Source organism: Pseudomonas sp. ES4 (assembly GCF_050586665.1).
Taxonomy (GTDB): Bacteria; Pseudomonadota; Gammaproteobacteria; order Pseudomonadales; family Pseudomonadaceae; genus Aquipseudomonas; species Aquipseudomonas frederiksbergensis.
In genome coordinates this window covers 57643-76372 of sequence record NZ_JBOBDO010000007.1, presented here as the reverse complement: position 1 = coordinate 76372, position 18730 = coordinate 57643, and the positions used below count along the sequence as shown (strand labels likewise).

Below are 18730 nucleotides of genomic sequence, written 5' to 3'. Positions count from 1 at the left end.
TGCCGCCGTCCACAGGCATGGCTGAGGGTTTTTGGGGTGTACGCAGGTCACGCTTCACTGACCCGGCAACCCATCGATCATCGCCACACATATGAATTTAGCTCAAGGGCATACGCGGGGCTGCGAACCAGAGCGTTCGGGCCGCCGGTACTGGAGAAAGAAAGCATGAGCAACTGGTTAGTAGACAAACTGATCCCTTCGATCATGCGTTCCGAGGTCAAGAAGAGCTCGGTGCCTGAAGGTCTGTGGCACAAATGCCCGTCTTGCGAGGCTGTGCTGTATCGTCCGGAGCTGGAAAAGACCCTGGACGTTTGCCCCAAGTGCAACCACCACATGCGTATCGGCGCACGCGCCCGCATCGATATCTTCCTCGACGCTGAAGGCCGTGCCGAACTGGGCGCGGACCTGGAGCCGGTTGACCGTCTGAAGTTTCGCGACGGCAAGAAGTACAAGGATCGCCTGACCGCTGCGCAGAAGCAGACCGGCGAAAAAGACGCCCTGATCTCCATGAGCGGCACCTTGCTGGGCATGCCGGTCGTGGTGTCGGCCTTCGAATTTTCCTTCATGGGTGGCTCGATGGGCGCCATCGTTGGCGAGCGTTTTGTTCGCGCCGCCAACTACGCGCTGGAAAACCGTTGCCCGATGATCTGCTTCTCCGCTTCCGGCGGTGCGCGGATGCAGGAAGCCCTGATCTCCCTGATGCAAATGGCCAAGACCTCTGCGGTGCTGGCGCGTCTGCGTGAAGAAGGCATTCCGTTCATCTCCGTACTGACCGACCCGGTCTACGGCGGTGTTTCCGCCAGTCTGGCGATGCTCGGCGACGTGATTGTCGGTGAGCCCAAAGCCCTGATCGGCTTCGCCGGTCCGCGCGTTATCGAGCAGACCGTTCGCGAAAAACTGCCGGAAGGTTTCCAGCGCAGTGAGTTCCTGCTGGAGCACGGTGCGATCGACATGATTATTCACCGCCAGGAACTGCGTCCGCGTCTGGGCAATCTGCTGGCACAAATGATGGGTCTGCCGACACCGCAATTCGTCGCGGCGCCAATCGAGCCAATCGTGGTCCCACCGGTGCCCGCCAACCTATGATCGAACGTACCCTTGGCGAGTGGCTCGCCTACCTTGAGCAGTTGCACCCTTCGGCCATCGACATGGGCCTGGAGCGCTCGCAGCAGGTAGCGTCCCGCATGGGACTGGGCAAGCCGGCGCCTCGGGTGATCACGGTCACCGGCACCAACGGCAAAGGTTCTACCTGCGCATTCGTGGCTTCGTTGCTGCGGGCGCAGGGTCTGAACGTCGGTGTCTACAATTCTCCGCATCTGCTGCGTTACAACGAGCGGGTGCAGGTCAATGGCATCGAAGCCACTGACGCCGAGCTGTGCGAAGCCTTTGCTGCGGTCGAGGCCGGTCGTGGCGACACTTCCCTGACGTACTTCGAAATGGGCACCCTGGCGGCGTTCTGGCTGTTTCAACACGCCAGTCTCGATGCGGTGGTGCTGGAAGTCGGGTTGGGCGGTCGTCTGGACACGGTCAATGTGGTCGACGCCGATATGGCGCTGGTCACCAGCATCGGTGTGGATCACGCGGACTATCTGGGCGATACCCGTGAATCCGTCGCGTTCGAAAAGGCCGGCATCTTCCGCCAGAGCGCGCCTGCGCTGTGTGGCGACCTGAATCCTCCACAACCCCTGCTGGATAAAGCGCGCGAGCTCAATTGCCCGTTTTTCCTGCGTGGGCGCGATTTCGACCTCGGTATCACCGATCACAACTGGCAATGGCGCGGTCTTGACGCTCAAGGGCGTGCTGTCGAGCTGCATGATCTGCCGTTGCTCGATCTGCCGATGGAAAACGCCGCGCTGGCGTTGCAGGCTTACCTGTTGCTCGGGTTGCCTTGGGTGGATGCACACATTATTGAAGCGCTGAAAGCCACTCGGGTGGTCGGTCGCCTCGATCGCCGTCAGTTCGACTGGCAGGGCAAGCGCCTGAACCTGTTGCTGGATGTGGGGCATAACCCCCATGCGGCAGAGTATCTGGCTCGTCGTCTGGCCAGCCGTGCACCGGCCGGCAAGCGTTTGGCAGTGTTCGGACTGTTGGCAGACAAGGATCTGGATGGTGTCGTCGGTGAATTGAGTGCTAGTGTCCAGCATTGGGCCGTCGCGCCGCTGGATTCGCCGCGAGCACGCCCGGTTGCCGATTTGCACGCAGCGTTGCATAACCTTGGCGCCTCGGTAACATCTTATGACAGCGTGGCGGCCGCCCTGGAAGGGCAATGCGCGCTGGCAACGAGCGACGACGAGATTCTGTTGTTCGGATCATTTTATTGTGTCGCCGAGGCCCTCGAATGGTTGTCCCGGCGCTCCACGGAGGAAGCGGCAAATGGCATTGCTGGATAAGGCATACAAACAGCGCATGGTCGGCGCCCTGGTTCTGGTGGCGCTGGCGGTGATTTTCCTGCCGATGCTGTTTTCCCGCCAGGATGAACAGCGTCAAGTGACGGTCGAAGCCCCGGCTGCGCCGCAAGCGCCGGTGGTGCCGCAAGTTCAGGTCGAGCCGGTGGCGGTGCCTGAACCGCAAGCGCTGCCTCAGGAACCTGTGCCGAGTGATGAAGAAATCGCTCAGCAAGAAGCACCGTCGACAGCGATTGCCCCGACTGTACCGGTGACGCCTGCGCCTGCCGCCAAACCGGTCGCGCCAACTGTGGCGCCAGCGCCGGCTCCGGCGAACAAGCCAACGGTTGCACCTGGCCAGCCCATCACGGCTGCACCGGGCAAGCCGGACACGACTCAAAGCCGCGTCGATGCCAATGGCCTGTCGGTCAGTTGGTCGGTGCAACTGGCCAGCCTGTCGAGCCGTGCCAGTGCAGAAAGCCTGCAGAAATCCCTGCGCAGCCAGGGTTACAACGCCTACATTCGAACTGCCGATGGCAAGAATCGGGTGTTTGTCGGGCCGCTGATCGAGCGGGCGGAAGCCGATCGTCTGCGTGACTTGTTGAGCCGCCAGCAGAACCTCAAGGGTTTTGTGGTGCGTTTCCAGCCTGAGCGTGGCTAACGAAACGCCAATCCCCGGCTCGATGTAGCAGCTGTCGAGCCCCGCGAGGCTGCGTCCGGTCTGCGAAGCAGCCGTAAACCCTGCTTGCACGGTATGCCGGATAGACCGAATTGCCCGATTTTACGGCTGCTGCGCAGCCGGACGCAGGCTTCGCCAGCTGCTACAAGGACGAGTGCAGCTCGATAGGGGCTAAAACTATCGCGTCGATTTGAAATGCACTGACAATCGCAGCTTACCGATAGCCATGCGCTCTGCTAAAATGCGCCGCCTTATCCGTCTGTAGGCTGCACTGTGCCATTTACCTGGGTTGACTGGGCGATCGTTGCAATCGTCGCCATCTCCGCATTGATCAGTCTGAGCCGCGGCTTCGTCAAAGAAGCACTGTCGCTGGTGACCTGGATCATCGCAGGAGTCGTCGCCTGGATGTTCGGTGGTTCATTGTCCGAGTACCTCGCCGGATACATCCAAACGCCGTCGGCCCGTGTGATCACGGGCTGTGCCATCATGTTTGTCGCCACGTTAATCGTAGGCGCGATGATCAATTATCTTATCGGCGAATTGGTTCGCGTCACCGGGCTATCCGGGACCGATCGATTCCTCGGCATGGCCTTCGGTGCCGCGCGTGGCGTGTTGCTGGTGGTCGTGGCGGTCGGGCTGTTGAGCCTGGGGCCGGTACAGCAGGACGGGTGGTGGCAAGAGTCACAGCTCGTGCCAAAATTTCTATTGGTTGCAGACTGGTCCAAAAACCTGATTCTCGGGTGGAGCAGTCAGTGGCTTGCCAGTGGTATCAGCGTACCCGCTGAGATACCGTTCAAGGAGCACCTCTTGCCGATGGCCAAAACGCCTCAGTGAGTTGTGTTCAGTTCAGATCCATTAAGTAGGGGTTGCGTCGCATGTGTGGCATCGTCGGTATCGTCGGTAAGTCGAACGTCAATCAGGCGCTGTATGACGCGCTAACCGTCCTCCAGCACCGCGGCCAGGACGCTGCCGGTATCGTGACCAGCCATGATGGCCGGTTATTCCTGCGCAAGGACAATGGCCTGGTGCGTGACGTGTTCCATCAGCGTCACATGCAGCGCCTGGTCGGCCACATGGGCATTGGCCATGTGCGTTACCCGACCGCGGGCAGTTCGACTTCGGCCGAAGCCCAACCGTTTTACGTCAACTCGCCTTACGGCATCACTCTGGCGCACAACGGTAACCTGACCAACGTTGAACAGCTGGCCAAGGAGATTTACGAATCTGACCTGCGCCACGTCAACACCAATTCCGATTCGGAAGTGCTGCTCAACGTGTTCGCACACGAACTGGCCCAGCGCGGCAAGTTGCAGCCAACCGAAGAAGACGTGTTCGCCGCTGTAACTGACGTGCACAACCGTTGCGTCGGTGGTTACGCGGTCGTGGCGATGGTGACCGGTTACGGCATCGTCGGTTTCCGCGACCCGCACGGCATCCGTCCGATCGTCTTCGGTCAGCGTCACACCGACGAAGGCGTCGAGTACATGATCGCCTCCGAAAGCGTTTCGCTGGACGTACTCGGTTTCACCCTGATTCGCGACCTGGCACCGGGCGAAGCGGTCTACATCACTGAAGACGGCAAGCTGCACACCCGTCAGTGCGCGACCAACCCGTCCCTGACCCCGTGCATCTTTGAACACGTTTATCTGGCGCGTCCGGACTCGATCATCGACGGCGTGTCGGTCTATAAGGCACGTCTGCGCATGGGTGAGAAACTCGCCGAGAAGATTCTGCGCGAGCGTCCGGATCACGACATCGACGTGGTCATCCCGATTCCGGACACCAGCCGCACCGCGGCCCTGGAGCTGGCGAACCACTTGGGCGTCAAGTTCCGCGAAGGCTTCGTGAAGAACCGCTACATCGGCCGGACCTTCATCATGCCGGGCCAGGCTGCACGGAAAAAGTCCGTACGCCAGAAGCTCAACGCCATCGAGCTGGAATTCCGCGGCAAGAACGTGATGCTGGTGGACGACTCCATCGTTCGTGGCACCACCTGCAAGCAGATCATCCAGATGGCCCGCGAAGCCGGCGCCAAGAACGTCTATTTCTGCTCCGCGGCACCGGCCGTTCGTTATCCGAACGTCTACGGCATCGACATGCCGAGCGCTCACGAGTTGATCGCGCACAACCGTTCGACCCAGGACGTGGCTGATCTGATCGGCGCTGACTGGTTGATCTATCAGGACTTGCCTGACTTGATCGAAGCGGTCGGTGGCGGCAAGATCAAGATCGAGAAGTTCGATTGCGCGGTGTTCGACGGCCAGTACGTCACCGGCGACGTCGACGAGGCTTACCTGAACAAGATCGAGCAGGCCCGTAACGATGCCTCCAAGGTCAAGACGCAGGCAGTCAGTGCGATCATTGATCTGTATAACAACTAAGTAACTACCGGCCCTGAGGGGCCGGTTTTGTATCTACTAAAAAGAGCAAGGCAAGGAGTGACAGCATGAGTCAGGATTGGGATGCCGGTCGGCTGGACAGCGACCTCGAAGGCGTAGCGTTCGATACCCTGGCCGTACGCGCCGGTCAGCACCGCACGCCGGAAGGCGAACACGGTGATCCGATGTTCTTCACTTCCAGCTACGTATTCCGTACTGCCGCCGACGCAGCCGCACGTTTTGCCGGTGAAGTGCCGGGCAACGTTTACTCGCGCTACACCAACCCGACCGTGCGTGCGTTCGAAGAGCGCATTGCCGCGCTGGAAAGCGCCGAGCAAGCCGTGGCCACGGCGACCGGCATGGCCGCGATCATGGCGGTGGTGATGAGCCTGTGCAGTGCCGGCGATCACGTTCTGGTATCGCGCAGCGTGTTCGGTTCGACCATCAGCCTGTTCGAGAAGTACTTCAAACGCTTTGGCATTGAAGTCGATTACGTGCCTCTGGCGGATTTGTCCGGCTGGGATGCGGCGATCAAGGCCAATACTAAATTGCTGTTCGTCGAATCGCCCTCCAACCCGCTGGCGGAGTTGGTGGACATCGCCGAGCTGTCGAAAATCGCTCATGCCAAAGGCACGATGCTGGTGGTCGACAACTGCTTCTGCACCCCGGCATTGCAGCAGCCGCTGAAGATGGGCGCGGACATCGTCGTGCACTCGGCGACCAAGTTCATCGACGGCCAGGGCCGTTGCATGGGCGGTGTTGTGGCCGGTCGCAGCGAACAGATGAAAGAAGTCGTCGGTTTCCTGCGCACTGCCGGGCCGACCCTGAGCCCGTTCAACGCCTGGATCTTCCTCAAGGGCCTGGAAACACTGAGCCTGCGCATGAAGGCTCACTGTGCCAATGCCCAGCAACTGGCCGAATGGCTGGAGCAGCAGGAGGGCATCGAAAAAGTCCATTACGCCGGTCTCAAAAGCCATCCGCAGCACGAGTTGGCCCTGCGTCAGCAGAAAGGCTTCGGTGCGGTCGTGAGTTTCGAGGTCAAGGGCGGCAAAGAGGGCGCCTGGCGCTTTATCGACGCGACCCGTCTGATTTCCATCACCGCCAACCTCGGTGACAGCAAAACCACCATTACCCACCCAAGCACCACCTCTCACGGCCGTCTGGCGCCGCAAGAGCGTGAAGCCGCGGGCATCCGTGACAGCCTGATCCGCATCGCGGTCGGTCTGGAAGACGTGACCGACCTGCAAGCCGATCTGGCGCGCGGGTTGGCTGCCTTGTGATCGAGTTGTCCGCACCGGGTACCGGCACCAATGGCCGCGTTGCACTGGTCACGGGTGCTGCGCGGGGCATAGGTCTGGGGATCTCGGCCTGGCTGATCAGCGAAGGCTGGCAGGTGGTGCTGACTGATCTTGATCGAGTGCGCGGTTCGAAAGTGGCGAAGGTGCTCGGCGACAACGCCTGGTTCATCGCCATGGACGTCTCGAACGAAGGGCAGGTGGCATTGGGCGTCGCGGAGGTGCTGGGGCAGTTTGGGCGTCTGGATGCGCTGGTGTGCAACGCGGCGGTTGCCGATCCGCACAACATCACCCTTGAAAGCCTCGATCTGGCTTACTGGAATCGGGTGCTGGCGGTGAATCTCAGTGGGCCGATGCTGTTGGCCAAGCACTGTGCGCCGTATCTGCGCGCTCACAGCGGCGCGATCGTCAACCTGGCCTCGACCCGCGCCGGGCAGTCGGAACCCGACACCGAGGCTTACGCGGCGAGCAAGGGCGGCCTGTTGGCCCTGACACATGCCTTGGCCATCAGCCTCGGGCCGGAAATTCGCGTCAACGCGGTCAGCCCCGGCTGGATCGATGCGCGAGATCCCTCTGCGCGCCGTGCCGAACCGCTGAGCGATGCCGATCATGCCCAGCATCCGGCGGGCAGGGTAGGGACGGTCGAGGACGTGGCAGCGATGGTCGCCTGGCTGTTGTCGAAGAACGCCGGTTTCGTCACGGGCCAGGAGTTCGTGGTCGATGGCGGCATGACCAAGAAGATGATTTACAGCGAGTAATTCGGGCAGGGGCCGCGACAGCGGCGTCTTGAGGTTGCAGACCGCCATTGGCAGCGCTGCGGGAAATGACATGATTTTGTCTTTTTCAGAAAAACTTCAAGCGGGGTATTGACTTAGCTTCGGTACCTGCGTAAATTTCGCGGCCTCGGAGATGCAAACGGGTGATTAGCTCAGCTGGGAGAGCGTCTGCCTTACAAGCAGAATGTCGGCGGTTCGATCCCGTCATCACCCACCACTTCCGAGAGTCTTGCGAAAGCAAGATGGAAGCTTTTAAAAGCCTCCACCGACGCGCAGCGGTAGTTCAGTCGGTTAGAATACCGGCCTGTCACGCCGGGGGTCGCGGGTTCGAGTCCCGTCCGCTGCGCCATATTTTCCGAGTCAGGGTTTATTCTGGTTCGAGATTGAAAGCCTCGAAGCTTTCAGTCAGACGAGTTACTTGGACGCAAGTCCAAAGCGATACGCAGCGGTAGTTCAGTCGGTTAGAATACCGGCCTGTCACGCCGGGGGTCGCGGGTTCGAGTCCCGTCCGCTGCGCCATATCTGCCTCAAGGCCCACTGAACGCCTTGGAGCTACGAAGAAAGTTACTGCTAAAGCCAGTGCCTACTTCGAGTCGATAGCAAAGACCCTGGTCGAAAGACCGGGGTTTTTTGTGCCTGCGATTTGGCTTTTCTCCTTGTCTTCGCAACCAAGGGCATTTGCATCTGCCAGCCAAATGCCGCCGCGTGTCTAATTCTTCCTCCTCTCGACGATATCCCGCCATAAACGCCCAGCCCTGACTAACCGGTGGCTGCGTGGCAGAAACCCCTGTCTTTCATTCACGTATTCAAGTTTTTCCTGGGGGCAAAACGCATAAAGGGCTTGGTTTGAAGTATCAACACTAATTAGAATGAGTCGCATTTAAAATATTTCTTCGCGCAGGGTTCCTTTAGATGAGTGATGCAGCGATGCCGGCGGCGCAAACCTTTCACGACCTGTACCGCGACCATCGTGGCTGGCTCGAAAGCTGGTTGAGACGACGCATGAGCAATGGCCATGATGCGGCGGACTTGAGCCAGGATACGTTCGTGCGTTTACTCGCCAGCTCCCAGCACATCGCTGACCTGCAAGAACCCCGCGCCTATCTGGCGACCGTCGGCAAGCGACTGCTCACCAACTTCTATAAGCGCCGCAGCCTCGAACAGGCCTACCTCAGTGCGCTGGCGCTGCTGCCTGAGGATTGCGTGCCGTCTCCCGAGCAACGCTGGTTGCTGCTGGAAACCCTGCAAGCCCTGGATGAATTGCTCGATGGATTGCCGACCGCGGTGCGACGGGCGTTTCTCTGGAGCCAGTTGGAGGGTTTGGGTTATCACGAGATTGCGGAACGCCTGCAAGTCTCGGAGCGCACGATCAAGCGCTACATGGCCCAAGCCTACGAGCATTGCCTGCTGGTGGAATTGTGATCGGTTCGCCACCTTCGGCTGAAGCCCGGCAAGTGGTGCGGGCCGCCGCTCAATGGCTGGCACTCATGGAATCAGGCGCCGCCAACGAGCGCGATCGTGCCAATCTGCAGCACTGGCGTGACAGCCACCCTAGTCACGAACAAGCCTGGCAGAAAGCCCAGCTCTTGCGTCAACGCTTTGCCGACCTGCCGTCGGCACTGGCCATGGCCAGCCTGGATCGGCCGCAGACGAGTCGGCGCACGGTGCTCAAGCGCGCCGTGGGGGCGGTGGCGCTTGTGCCAACTGTCTGGCTGATCAGCCGGCAGCTACCTCTGGATGTCTGGCGCGCTGACCTGCGAACCGCGACCGGGGAGGGCAAAAAAGTCCAGTTGGCCGATGGCAGCTCGCTGCAATTGAATACCGCGAGTGCCGTCGATATCGACCTGAAGAATCGGCGACTGACACTTGTGGAAGGCGAAATAGCGCTGAAGGTGCCCGGCACATCGCCACTGACGATCCAGACGCACTTCGGGCAAGTGGTCGTCAGTCAGAGCGAAGTGTGCGTTCGCCAGGGGCAGACGGGGTGCAAGGTGTCGGTGCTTAAAGGCGCGGTGCAATTGCAGCCGTTGCGCGGACCGGTCTTTTCATTGCGTGCAGGTCAGCAAGTCAGCCTTCAGGCGATGGGGGCGGGGCGCACCGAACCTTTCGATGTGCTTGCTCCAGGCTGGCGCGACGGCGTGTTGATGGCGCAGAACCAGCCCCTGGGCGATTTTCTGCGCGAACTCAGCACCCATCGGCCGGGATTGTTGCGCTGGGAACCGGAGCTCGAATCCCTGCGCGTCACCGGCAGTTTCCGTCTGGACGACACCGATCGCATCCTGACGTTGCTGGCCGCCAGCTTGCCGCTGGAAGTGCAGAGACGAACCCGTTACTGGGTCACGTTACTGCCGCGTAAAAATAATGTCTGAAGCTTGTCCCCTTTTTTCGCGTCGCTTGTCATTCAAGGCAAGTGAAACGAAATCAGAGAGATTCTCAATGCCCGTAGTGATGCCCTGCAATTCGCGTCTGGGTTCTTCCAGGTTGCGCCCGTTGTTGCACTTGAGTCTGATGCTGAGTCTGAGTGCCTGTCCGTTGTTCATCACTGCCGGTTGGGCCGAAGACGCGCCTCGACGCAGTTACCAGGTGCCGGCAGGAAGCCTCAGTGCAGCGCTGACCCGTTTCGCCGGTCTGGCCGGGGTCAATCTGTCGGTGGACCCGGCGCTGGTGGGCAGTCGCACCAGCCCTGGTCTTTCCGGCGAGTATGCGGTCGAGGAGGGCTTTGCCCGACTGTTGCAGGGTTCCGGTCTGCAACTGCAGCCAGTGGGTGAAGAGGCGTACATCCTGACCCCGGCGCCAGAAGGCGGCAGCCTGCAACTGGGCGCCACCTCGATTGTCGGTGCCACTGACTCGGAGCACGGTGATCCGTATGTCGGCGGCCAGGTCGCGCGTCGCGGGTCGCAAGGCTTGCTGGGCTCGAAAGACTTTATGGAAACGCCGTTCAGCATGACCACCTACACCAGCGAGGTGGTCAAAAACCAGCAGGCGCGTACCTTGGGCGACCTGATCGCCAGCGATCCTTCGGTTCGTGTCACCAACCCGGCGGGTGGGCGCTATGAGCAGTTCACCATTCGAGGGTTGAGCCTGTTCAACAGTGATGTTTCCTACAACGGCCTCTACGGCGTGCTGCCGACCTATACGATCGACATGGAGATGGCTGACCGCGTCGATGTCATCAAGGGCCCGACCCAGCTGATCAACGGCATCTCGCCGCGGGGCAGCGTGGGCGGCGGGATCAACGTGGTGCCCAAGCGCGCGACCGACAAACCTATCACTTCGTTTACCGGTATGTACGCTTCCGACAGCCAGGTCGGTGGTGCCGTGGATGTCGGCCGGCGCTTTGGTGAAGACAACAAGTTCGGTCTTCGTTTCAACGGCGTGAAGCAGTCCGGCGACACCGAATGGGATCACCAGAATGTCGACCGCGAGATGGCCGTGCTGGGCCTGGATTTTCGCGGTGAACGCCTGCGACTCTCGACAGACATTGGGCGCACCGAGCGGGATACCGACGCACCGCAGGAGCGCGTACAGGTTGGCCCTAACGCGCAGGTGCCGCATGCCAGCGATGTGCGACGCAACTATGCGCAGCCCTGGAGCAAGGCGAGCACCAACGACACGTTCGGCACGGTGAACGCTGAATTCGATGTCAACGACTCCGTCATGTTGTACGGCGGCGTGGGCGCGCGCAAAAGTAACCATGAATTCCTCCGACATGCCGTTTCAGTCATCAACGACGCCGGCAATTTCAGCGTTCTACCCCGTGACTTCACCCGTGACGAAAATGTCCGCACGGCCACGGCGGGTGTGCGCAACTGGTTCCGTACCGGCCCGGTAAGCCATGAAGTCAACCTGGCCGCCAGCTATTACTACATGGACTTCGAAAATGGCGGCGCCCGTTATGCCGCGGGCAACAGCAACATTTATAACCCCGTTGAAACACCAACGCCTGGCAGGCCCACGCGACAGGATTCGGAGGTCTATACCGAGAACCGGTCCACCGGCGTGGCGTTGTCCGACACCCTGGGTTTCTTCGATGACCGCTTGCTGCTGACCCTCGGCGCCCGCTGGCAGCGCGTGAAGGTTGACGACTGGACCGATAACGTCAGAGGCGATACCGCTTACGACGAGGAAAAGGTTTCGCCGTCGGGCGGCATCCTGTTCAAGGCAACCGACAAGCTGTCGCTGTATGCCAACTACATGGAAGGCCTGAGCCAAGGCAAGATCGCGCCGTCGACCTCGATTAACGAGGACCAGATCTTCCCGCCGTTCATCAGCCGCCAGGTCGAAGTCGGTGCCAAGTACGACGCCGGTGCGTTCGCCGTCACCGCCGCCGTGTTCCGCATCAAGCAGCCGGCCTACGAGACCAACGCCACGACCCGCGTCTTCGGCCCCAACGGCAAGCGTGAGAACACGGGTGTGGAACTGAGTATGTTCGGTGAGCCACTCGATGGCTTCCGCCTGCTCGGCGGCGTCATGTACATCGACAGCGAGTTGAATGACACCACCAATGGCACCTTCGACGGCAACCGGGCCCCGGCCACACCGAAATACAACGTCAACCTGGGCGCCGAGTGGGACGTGCCGACTGTACAGGGCCTGACCCTGACCAGCCGCGGCATCTATTCCAGTTCGCAGTACCTGGACCAGTCCAACAACAAGGAAATCGACTCCTGGGAGCGTTTCGACGTGGGCGCACGCTATGCGTTCAAGGTCGAGGAAAAGAACATCACCCTGCGTGCCAATGTCGAGAACGTGGCGGACAAGCGCTACTGGAGTTCGGCCGGAGCCTCGGATGACAGCGAGCCTGGCTTGACGCTGTCGACCCCGCGCACCTACCTGCTTTCGGCGACCGTCGACTTCTGATTCACCCGTGTCATGCGCCCCAGGGAGCGGGGCGCCATTGTTGGACCATGACCTGATTCGTATAGAGGAAGGACATATGCACACCCTCAGTTAATGAACAATCAAGACACTTGCGTATAAGTCGCTATTTGTCGATAGCCTATATATAAGTTGTCAGTAACATTACAAGATCATGGCCAGACAATGGCACTTCCGGAATTCATACCAGGTTTATTAACTTGGTTTTTTGCGTGCCTGATTATTTTTAAAGTAGTTCAAATCGCTATATGTAAATTTCCAAATCGGTAGTAAGAATTAGTTGCAACAACTCTCAAATGAGAATAAGTTGCATATCGAATTTAACGAGGGTGAAGCGATGTTGAATGATGGCGTATTGCACTCTAATCCTTTGCAAAAGACCAATGCCGACTATTTGGCTCGACAAAGCAAGTTCGAATCTAATGTACGCAGTTATCCACGCAAGTTGCCGCTGGCCATTGCCAAGGCGCACGGGCTCTGGGTGACCGATGTCGAGGGCAATACTTACCTCGACTGCCTGGCCGGCGCCGGCACTTTGGCACTGGGGCACAATCATCCGGCCGTCATGGCCAGCCTCGACAGCTTCCTCGCCTCAGGCCTGCCGATGCACACGCTGGACCTGACCACCGCGGTCAAGGACGCTTTCAGCGAAACCCTGCTCAGCCTGTTGCCGAACCAGGGCCGCGATTACTGCCTGCAATTTTGCGGGCCGTCCGGGGCGGATGCGGTGGAGGCTGCGCTGAAACTGGCCAAGACCTATACCGGGCGCAACAACATCATCAGTTTCTCCGGGGCCTACCATGGCATGACCCACGGCGCCCTGGCCCTGACCGGCAACACGGCGCCGAAAAATGCCATCGCCAGCCTGATGCCCGGGGTGCAGTTCATGCCGTACCCCCATGAATACCGTTGCCCACTGGGCATTGGCGGTGAGGCCGGGGTCGAGGCCTTGACCCACTATTTCACCCAGTTCATCGAAGACGTTGAAAGCGGCGTGTCACTGCCCGCGGCGGTGATCCTTGAAGCGGTGCAGGGTGAGGGCGGGGTCAACTGTGCCCCGGCGGGCTGGCTGCGGGCGATCCGTGAGGTGACGCGCAAGCACGGCATCCTGCTGATCCTCGACGAAGTGCAGACCGGTTTCGGTCGCACCGGCAAGATGTTTGCCTTCGAACACGCCGGCATCGAGCCGGACCTGATCGTCATGTCGAAAGCGGTCGGTGGCGGTTTGCCCATGGCGGTGCTGGGCATCCGTCGTGAATTCGACGCCTGGGAGCCAGGCAATCACGCCGGGACGTTCCGTGGCAACCAGATGGCCATGGCCGCCGGGCTGGCCACATTGCTGGTGCTGCAACAGCAAAACCTCGCCGCCCAGGCCGAGCGCCAGGGCCAGTGGCTCAAGGACCGACTGGTCGAGTTGCAGGCGCATTATCCGGCCCTCGGCCAAGTGCGCGGTCGTGGCCTGATGCTGGGCATCGAGATCGTCGATGAGCGCCAGCCGGCTGATCGCCACGGGCATTTCCCGACGGACCCGGCGCTGGCCGTGGCCATTCAGCAACAGTGCTTCAAACAAGGCCTGTTGCTGGAACGCGGCGGTCGCAAGGGCAATGTCATCCGCTTGTTGCCGCCCTTGATTATCGACGATGAACAATGCCAGCAAGTCATCCAGCGTTTTGATAATGCAATGGCGGCAGCGTTATTGCAGTTACGCCCTTGAATGAGTCAATCGAAGTTGCGCTGGCAGTCTGTCGAATCACTGTTTGATGGCAGTGCTGCGAGTAACTTTGATGTTCATCTGATTGTTTAAAAAGGTTCAATGAAGTGATGTCGTTACGTGGGGTTTCGTCGGCTGTTAAACAGATCGATCAGCAACTAATTTCTTCGCCATATAACGTGTCCAGTGGCCTCGCGGGCTATTGTGGAGCACCCATGAATCATCCAGATCGCAGTGTTTTATCGAATATGGTCAGTGAGTTGGCGACGACGCGCGCGTTGCTTAATTGTTTGATCAAAGAGTTCGCCTTGCCGGAAAACTGCCTCAGTTACAGTTGGCCGACACAGATGCAAGGTATCCCCCCGGGCAGTTACCTCGAGGGCCTGGAATGGAAGGGCATTCCCCTGACCATCAGCCTGCCCAACCAGCAGCAGTTCTTTGTGATGGTGGACCGCCGTGATGGTCTGGGCAGTCACCGTTACCTGTCGGACGTTTATGCCCGGCGTGGCGAGGGCGACTGGTCGTGCCTGAGATTCACCGAATTCGTCGAGCAGTTGCTCGCGGCCTGCGAACACATGACCCGTGCCAGCAATGATGAGTTGCTGGATCAGGTGTTGCAAAGCCAGTTGCTGACCGCGGCCATCGTCGGCCACAACATGGACGGTCAGCACCCGGCACCGCTCAGTGGTTATCTCGCCAGCGAACAGGGCTTGTGGTTCGGTCATCCGAACCACCCGGCACCCAAGGCGCGGCTGTGGCCAGCGCATCTGGCCCAGGAAACCTACGCCCCGGAATTCCAGGCCCGCACGCCGTTGCACCTGTTCGAGGTGCCGCTGGAAGGATTGAACGTCGGGGCTAACGGCCTGAGCAAAGCCCAAGTGCTGGCCGGTTTTGCCGATCAAGCGCAGGCGCGGCCAGGGCATGCGGTTATCTGCATGCACCCGGTGCAGGCGCAGTTGTTCATGCAGGATGGCCGGGTTCAGCGTTTGTTGAAATCCGCGGCCATCGTCGACCTTGGCGCTACAGGGCTGATGGCCAATCCCACGGCGTCCATCCGAACCTGGTACATCGAGGGCCATGAGTTCTTCATCAAGGGCTCGCTGAACGTGCGCATCACCAACTGCGTCAGGAAAAACGCCTGGTACGAACTGGAAAGCGCACTGATGATCGACCGGGTCTTTCGTAACCTCCAATTGACCCAACCCGAAACTCTGGGCGGGCTGTCGGTGGTGGCTGAGCCGGGCAACCTGAGCTGGGCGCCGCAACAGGCCAGCGAAGCCGATAACCACTGGTTCCGCGAACAGACCGGGGCAATCCTGCGGGAAAACTTCTGCCTCGACACCGGCACCGACTGCAGCATCATGGCCGGTACGTTGTTCGCTCGTGGCCTGCATTTGCCGCCGTTGGTGCATGAGTTCCTGAGCCGGTTCAACGGCAATGACATCGACGATCAAACGCTGTTGAGCTGGTTCGACGACTATCAGGCGCTGTTGCTACGGCCGGTGCTGGCGCTGTTCTTCAACCACGGCATCGTCATGGAGCCGCATTTGCAGAACAGCGTGCTGGTGCATGATAACGGTCGCCCGCAACGCTTGCTGCTGCGGGATTTCGAAGGGGTCAAACTGACCGACGAACTGGGGGCCTCGCGGATCGATGCAGACGTTCACCCACGGGTGCGCGAGTCGCTGCTGTATTCTCGCCAGCAAGGCTGGAATCGCATCGTCTATTGTCTGTTCGTCAACAACTTGTCCGAGGCTGTACTGGCCTTGAGTTGGGAACGTCCGCACCTGGCGCCGCTGATGTGGCAACGGGTGGAGCAGCAATTGGTCAGCATCCGCGCCGAATTGACCCGCGCTGCGCCGGAGCTGGATGCCCTGATCGCCGGTCAGCCGATTGCCTGCAAAACCAACCTGAAAGTCCGCCTCGCAGCCAAGGCCGATCGCCAGGCCAGCTACGTCAGTCTGCTGTCCCCATGGGGCAAGGAAGCCAAGCATGGATAAGTTGCCCGAAACGGTATTGGCCGCCATCGACGAAGCCCGCGTTCAACACGAAGATCCGCTGGCGCTGTTCATCTATGACCTGGACGCGCTGAAACAGCACGTGACGCAAGTGATGGCAGCGCTGCCCGACGGCGTAGAGCTTTACTACGCGATCAAGGCCAACAGCGAACCGCAAATCCTCGCCGCTGTGGCGCCATTGGTGCATGGCTTCGAGATTTCCTCCGGCGGTGAGATCGATCGCCTCCAGGCCTGCCCGACGCGCAAGCCATTCATCTTCTCCGGCCCCGGCAAACTGGATTCCGATCTGCGTTCGGCGCTGCAACATCAGGTCGAAGCGATTCACATCGAAAGCCTGAACGAGATCGTCCGCCTGCAACGGTTGGCACTGGAAGCGGGGCGCGTGCAAGACGTCTTGCTGCGGATCAATCCTGAACTGCCGTCACCACTCTCCAGCAAACTGGCGATGGCCGGCACGGCGACACCGTTCGGGATCGATGAGTCGCAACTGGCTCAGGCAGTGAGTTGGGTTGATAACGCCAGCCACCTGCGGCTCAAGGGCTTCCATGTGCATGCGATGTCCCATCAGTCGCTGGTGGAACGCCATGAACAATTGCTCGATCTGTACTTGCAGCGCTGGCCGCAATGGAAGGCGTTGTCGGCCGATCCCGCAGCGGTCACTCACCTCAACGTGGGCGGTGGCATCGGCGTCAATTACCTCGGGCCGCAGCAATTCGACTGGCAGCGCTTGTGTACGCATTTGGCGCAGAGCCTTGCCGCCTGTGCCGATGCGCCCATCGTGCGCTTTGAGCCCGGTCGTTTCATCAGCGCCTTCTGCGGCTATTACGCCATTGAAGTGCTGGACAGGAAAACCAGTCACGGCAAGCACTTCCTGGTCTGTCGGGGCGGCACTCATCAGTTCCGTTTGCCGGTTGCCCAGGGCCATGATCACCCGGTCATTCATCTGCCCCGGCATCGCGTCACGTCAACAGCGCCACAACAGCAGTGGACTGTCGTTGGGCAACTCTGTACGCCCAAGGATGTGCTGAGCCGCGATTGCCCGCTCACGGAGGTGGAGATCGGCGACATGCTGGTACTGCCCCTGGCCGGTGCCTATGGCTACAACATCTCCCACGCCGATTTCCTCTGTCATCCGCGACCACCGCAGGTGTTTGTGCAAGAAGCCGGAGTCGCACCGTGGGATTGACGTTTGCCGTGCCGCGCTGGTTGGTGGTGGTCAACGTGCTGTTGGGCACGCTGACGGTCAGCCTGAACAACAGCTCGCTGAATCCGGCGTTGCCGGCGTTCATGGATGCCTTTGATATCGGTCCGCTGTTGGCCACCTGGATCGTGGCCGCGTTCATGGTGAGCATGGGCATGACCATGCCGCTCACCAGTTTTCTCAGCCAGCGGGTGGGGCGCAAATCCCTTTATTTGTGGGGCGTGGCGTTGTTTGTCTGCGGTTCGCTGCTAGGGGCGTTGGCCAACTCCATCGCGCTGGTGATTGCCGCGCGCGTGGTGCAAGGCATTGCCAGCGGGCTGATGATTCCGCTGTCGCTGGCGATCATTTTTTCGGTGTACGCCAAGGGCGAGCGGGGCAGGGTTACTGGCCTGTGGGGCGCGGCGGTCATGTTGGCGCCGGCGTTGGGGCCCTTGTGCGGGAGCCTGATGCTGGAGTGGTTCAGTTGGCGTTCGCTGTTCCTGATGAATGTGCCGATTGGCCTGTTGGCGCTGATCCTTGGCGTCGGCGTGCTGCCGACTTGCGAAGCATCGGAACGCAAACCTTTCGACCTGGCGGGTTACCTGTTGATCGCGACGGGCATCGGTCTGCTGATGATTGCCGTTGGCCGCCTGCGCCATGCCGAGGCCCTCACTGATCCGCTCAACCTCGGCATGCTGCTGACAGCCATTGTGTGTCTGGTCGCGTTTGTTCGACTGGAACTGAACCGGACTTCGCCGCTGCTCAACCTGCGCATCTTTGCCCTGCGCGGTTATCGCTTGAGCGTGATCATCGCCGTGGTGCAGTCGGTCGGCATGTTCGAATGCCTGGTGCTGCTGCCGCTGCTGGTGCAAGTGGTGATGGGCTACAGCGCTATCTGGACCGGCCTGTCGCTGCTGTGCACGGCGTTGTTCGCCAGCCTGTTCGGGCATCTGGGCGGCAAGTGGCTGGACCGTCACGGCCCGCGCGGCGTGGTGTTCTGGGGGTTGCTGCTGACCGGGGGCGCCACGCTGGGATTGGGCATGCTGGGGGCTGGCGCTTCAATCGGTGTGGTGTTTTTCCTGATGATGGTCCGCGGCGCCGGGCTGGGCCTGTCCTACATCCCCATCACCACCGCCGGGCTCGATGCGCTGCCGGAACCGATGGTCACGCAAGGCGCGGCGATGAACAACATTTCCCGTCGTCTCGTCTCGTCGCTGGCCATCGTGATTGCGTCCCTGTGGCTGGAACTCCGGCTGACTGCCGAGACCGGGGGCGGGGTGGCTTCGATGGCCAGTTCGGGGGCGATCAGCGAGGTCTTCATGGCCACCGGCATCCTCATCCTGCTGGCATTGCCCTGTGCCTGGCGTTTTCCCGTTCACGCATCCGACGAGCCGGCCGAGGCATTGCCCTCGGCCCTCGAACACCGTTAAT

The 18730-nt window shown here is 60.4% G+C and carries 14 protein-coding genes and 3 tRNA genes; all 17 read left to right on the top strand.

Translation table 11 applies throughout. The features are described 5' to 3' along the window. Window positions 1-165 precede the first annotated feature (165 nt). The 17 genes from accD to ACQ4OB_RS10655 all read left to right on the top strand — a co-directional run bounded on the left by accD (window position 166) and on the right by ACQ4OB_RS10655 (window position 18729). A complete protein-coding gene (gene accD / locus ACQ4OB_RS10735) occupies window positions 166-1086 on the top strand; it encodes an acetyl-CoA carboxylase, carboxyltransferase subunit beta (RefSeq protein WP_430955661.1) in 921 nt (306 codons plus the stop codon). Next, window positions 1083-2390, top strand: a complete 1308-nt coding sequence (gene folC, locus ACQ4OB_RS10730; RefSeq protein ID WP_074875243.1) for a bifunctional tetrahydrofolate synthase/dihydrofolate synthase — start codon at window positions 1083-1085, stop codon at window positions 2388-2390. Before accD ends, folC begins: the two co-directional genes overlap by 4 nt. After that, the gene (locus ACQ4OB_RS10725; protein WP_074875245.1) at window positions 2374-3045 is read left to right on the top strand and encodes an SPOR domain-containing protein; all 672 of its coding nucleotides are present in this window, start codon (window positions 2374-2376) and stop codon (window positions 3043-3045) included. Before folC ends, ACQ4OB_RS10725 begins: the two co-directional genes overlap by 17 nt. Before the next feature lie 291 nt (window positions 3046-3336). After that, window positions 3337-3897: a CvpA family protein gene (locus ACQ4OB_RS10720; protein WP_074875247.1), complete on the top strand. Its 561-nt coding sequence runs from the start codon at window positions 3337-3339 to the stop codon at window positions 3895-3897. 41 nt (window positions 3898-3938) lie between these two features. After that, entirely contained in the window at window positions 3939-5444 is a 1506-nt protein-coding gene (purF, locus tag ACQ4OB_RS10715) for an amidophosphoribosyltransferase (protein ID WP_007905939.1), read from the top strand. Window positions 5445-5509: 65 nt separating this feature from the next. Beyond that, a complete protein-coding gene (locus ACQ4OB_RS10710) occupies window positions 5510-6721 on the top strand; it encodes an O-succinylhomoserine sulfhydrylase (protein WP_430955660.1) in 1212 nt (403 codons plus the stop codon). Further along, window positions 6718-7494 (top strand): SDR family oxidoreductase, encoded by a 777-nt coding sequence (locus ACQ4OB_RS10705; protein WP_430955659.1) that lies wholly within the window; start codon window positions 6718-6720, stop codon window positions 7492-7494. The genes ACQ4OB_RS10710 and ACQ4OB_RS10705 overlap by 4 nt, the downstream gene beginning before the upstream one ends. Before the next feature lie 159 nt (window positions 7495-7653). Continuing rightward, window positions 7654-7729: transfer RNA gene (locus tag ACQ4OB_RS10700), tRNA-Val, on the top strand. A gap of 55 nt (window positions 7730-7784) precedes the next feature. Continuing rightward, a tRNA-Asp gene (locus tag ACQ4OB_RS10695) sits at window positions 7785-7861 on the top strand. A 93-nt stretch (window positions 7862-7954) separates the two neighbouring features. Beyond that, window positions 7955-8031 (top strand) — tRNA-Asp (locus ACQ4OB_RS10690). Between the two features lie 393 nt (window positions 8032-8424). Then, window positions 8425-8934, top strand: a complete 510-nt coding sequence (locus ACQ4OB_RS10685; protein ID WP_008145604.1) for a sigma-70 family RNA polymerase sigma factor — start codon at window positions 8425-8427, stop codon at window positions 8932-8934. Continuing rightward, window positions 8931-9881 (top strand): FecR domain-containing protein, encoded by a 951-nt coding sequence (locus ACQ4OB_RS10680; protein ID WP_430955658.1) that lies wholly within the window; start codon window positions 8931-8933, stop codon window positions 9879-9881. The genes ACQ4OB_RS10685 and ACQ4OB_RS10680 overlap by 4 nt, the downstream gene beginning before the upstream one ends. 67 nt (window positions 9882-9948) lie before the next feature. Next, window positions 9949-12372, top strand: a complete 2424-nt coding sequence (locus tag ACQ4OB_RS10675) for a TonB-dependent receptor (RefSeq protein WP_074875255.1) — start codon at window positions 9949-9951, stop codon at window positions 12370-12372. A gap of 355 nt (window positions 12373-12727) precedes the next feature. Continuing rightward, complete coding sequence (locus ACQ4OB_RS10670) at window positions 12728-14104, top strand: diaminobutyrate--2-oxoglutarate transaminase (protein WP_430955706.1); 1377 nt, start codon at window positions 12728-12730, stop codon at window positions 14102-14104. Between the two features lie 212 nt (window positions 14105-14316). Beyond that, complete coding sequence (locus ACQ4OB_RS10665; protein ID WP_430955657.1) at window positions 14317-16101, top strand: IucA/IucC family protein; 1785 nt, start codon at window positions 14317-14319, stop codon at window positions 16099-16101. Next, window positions 16094-17305, top strand: coding sequence for a type III PLP-dependent enzyme (locus ACQ4OB_RS10660; protein ID WP_102615216.1), 1212 nt, complete (start codon window positions 16094-16096; stop codon window positions 17303-17305). Before ACQ4OB_RS10665 ends, ACQ4OB_RS10660 begins: the two co-directional genes overlap by 8 nt. Next, complete coding sequence (locus tag ACQ4OB_RS10655) at window positions 17302-18729, top strand: DHA2 family efflux MFS transporter permease subunit (protein WP_430955705.1); 1428 nt, start codon at window positions 17302-17304, stop codon at window positions 18727-18729. Before ACQ4OB_RS10660 ends, ACQ4OB_RS10655 begins: the two co-directional genes overlap by 4 nt. Window position 18730: the final 1 nt, after the last annotated feature.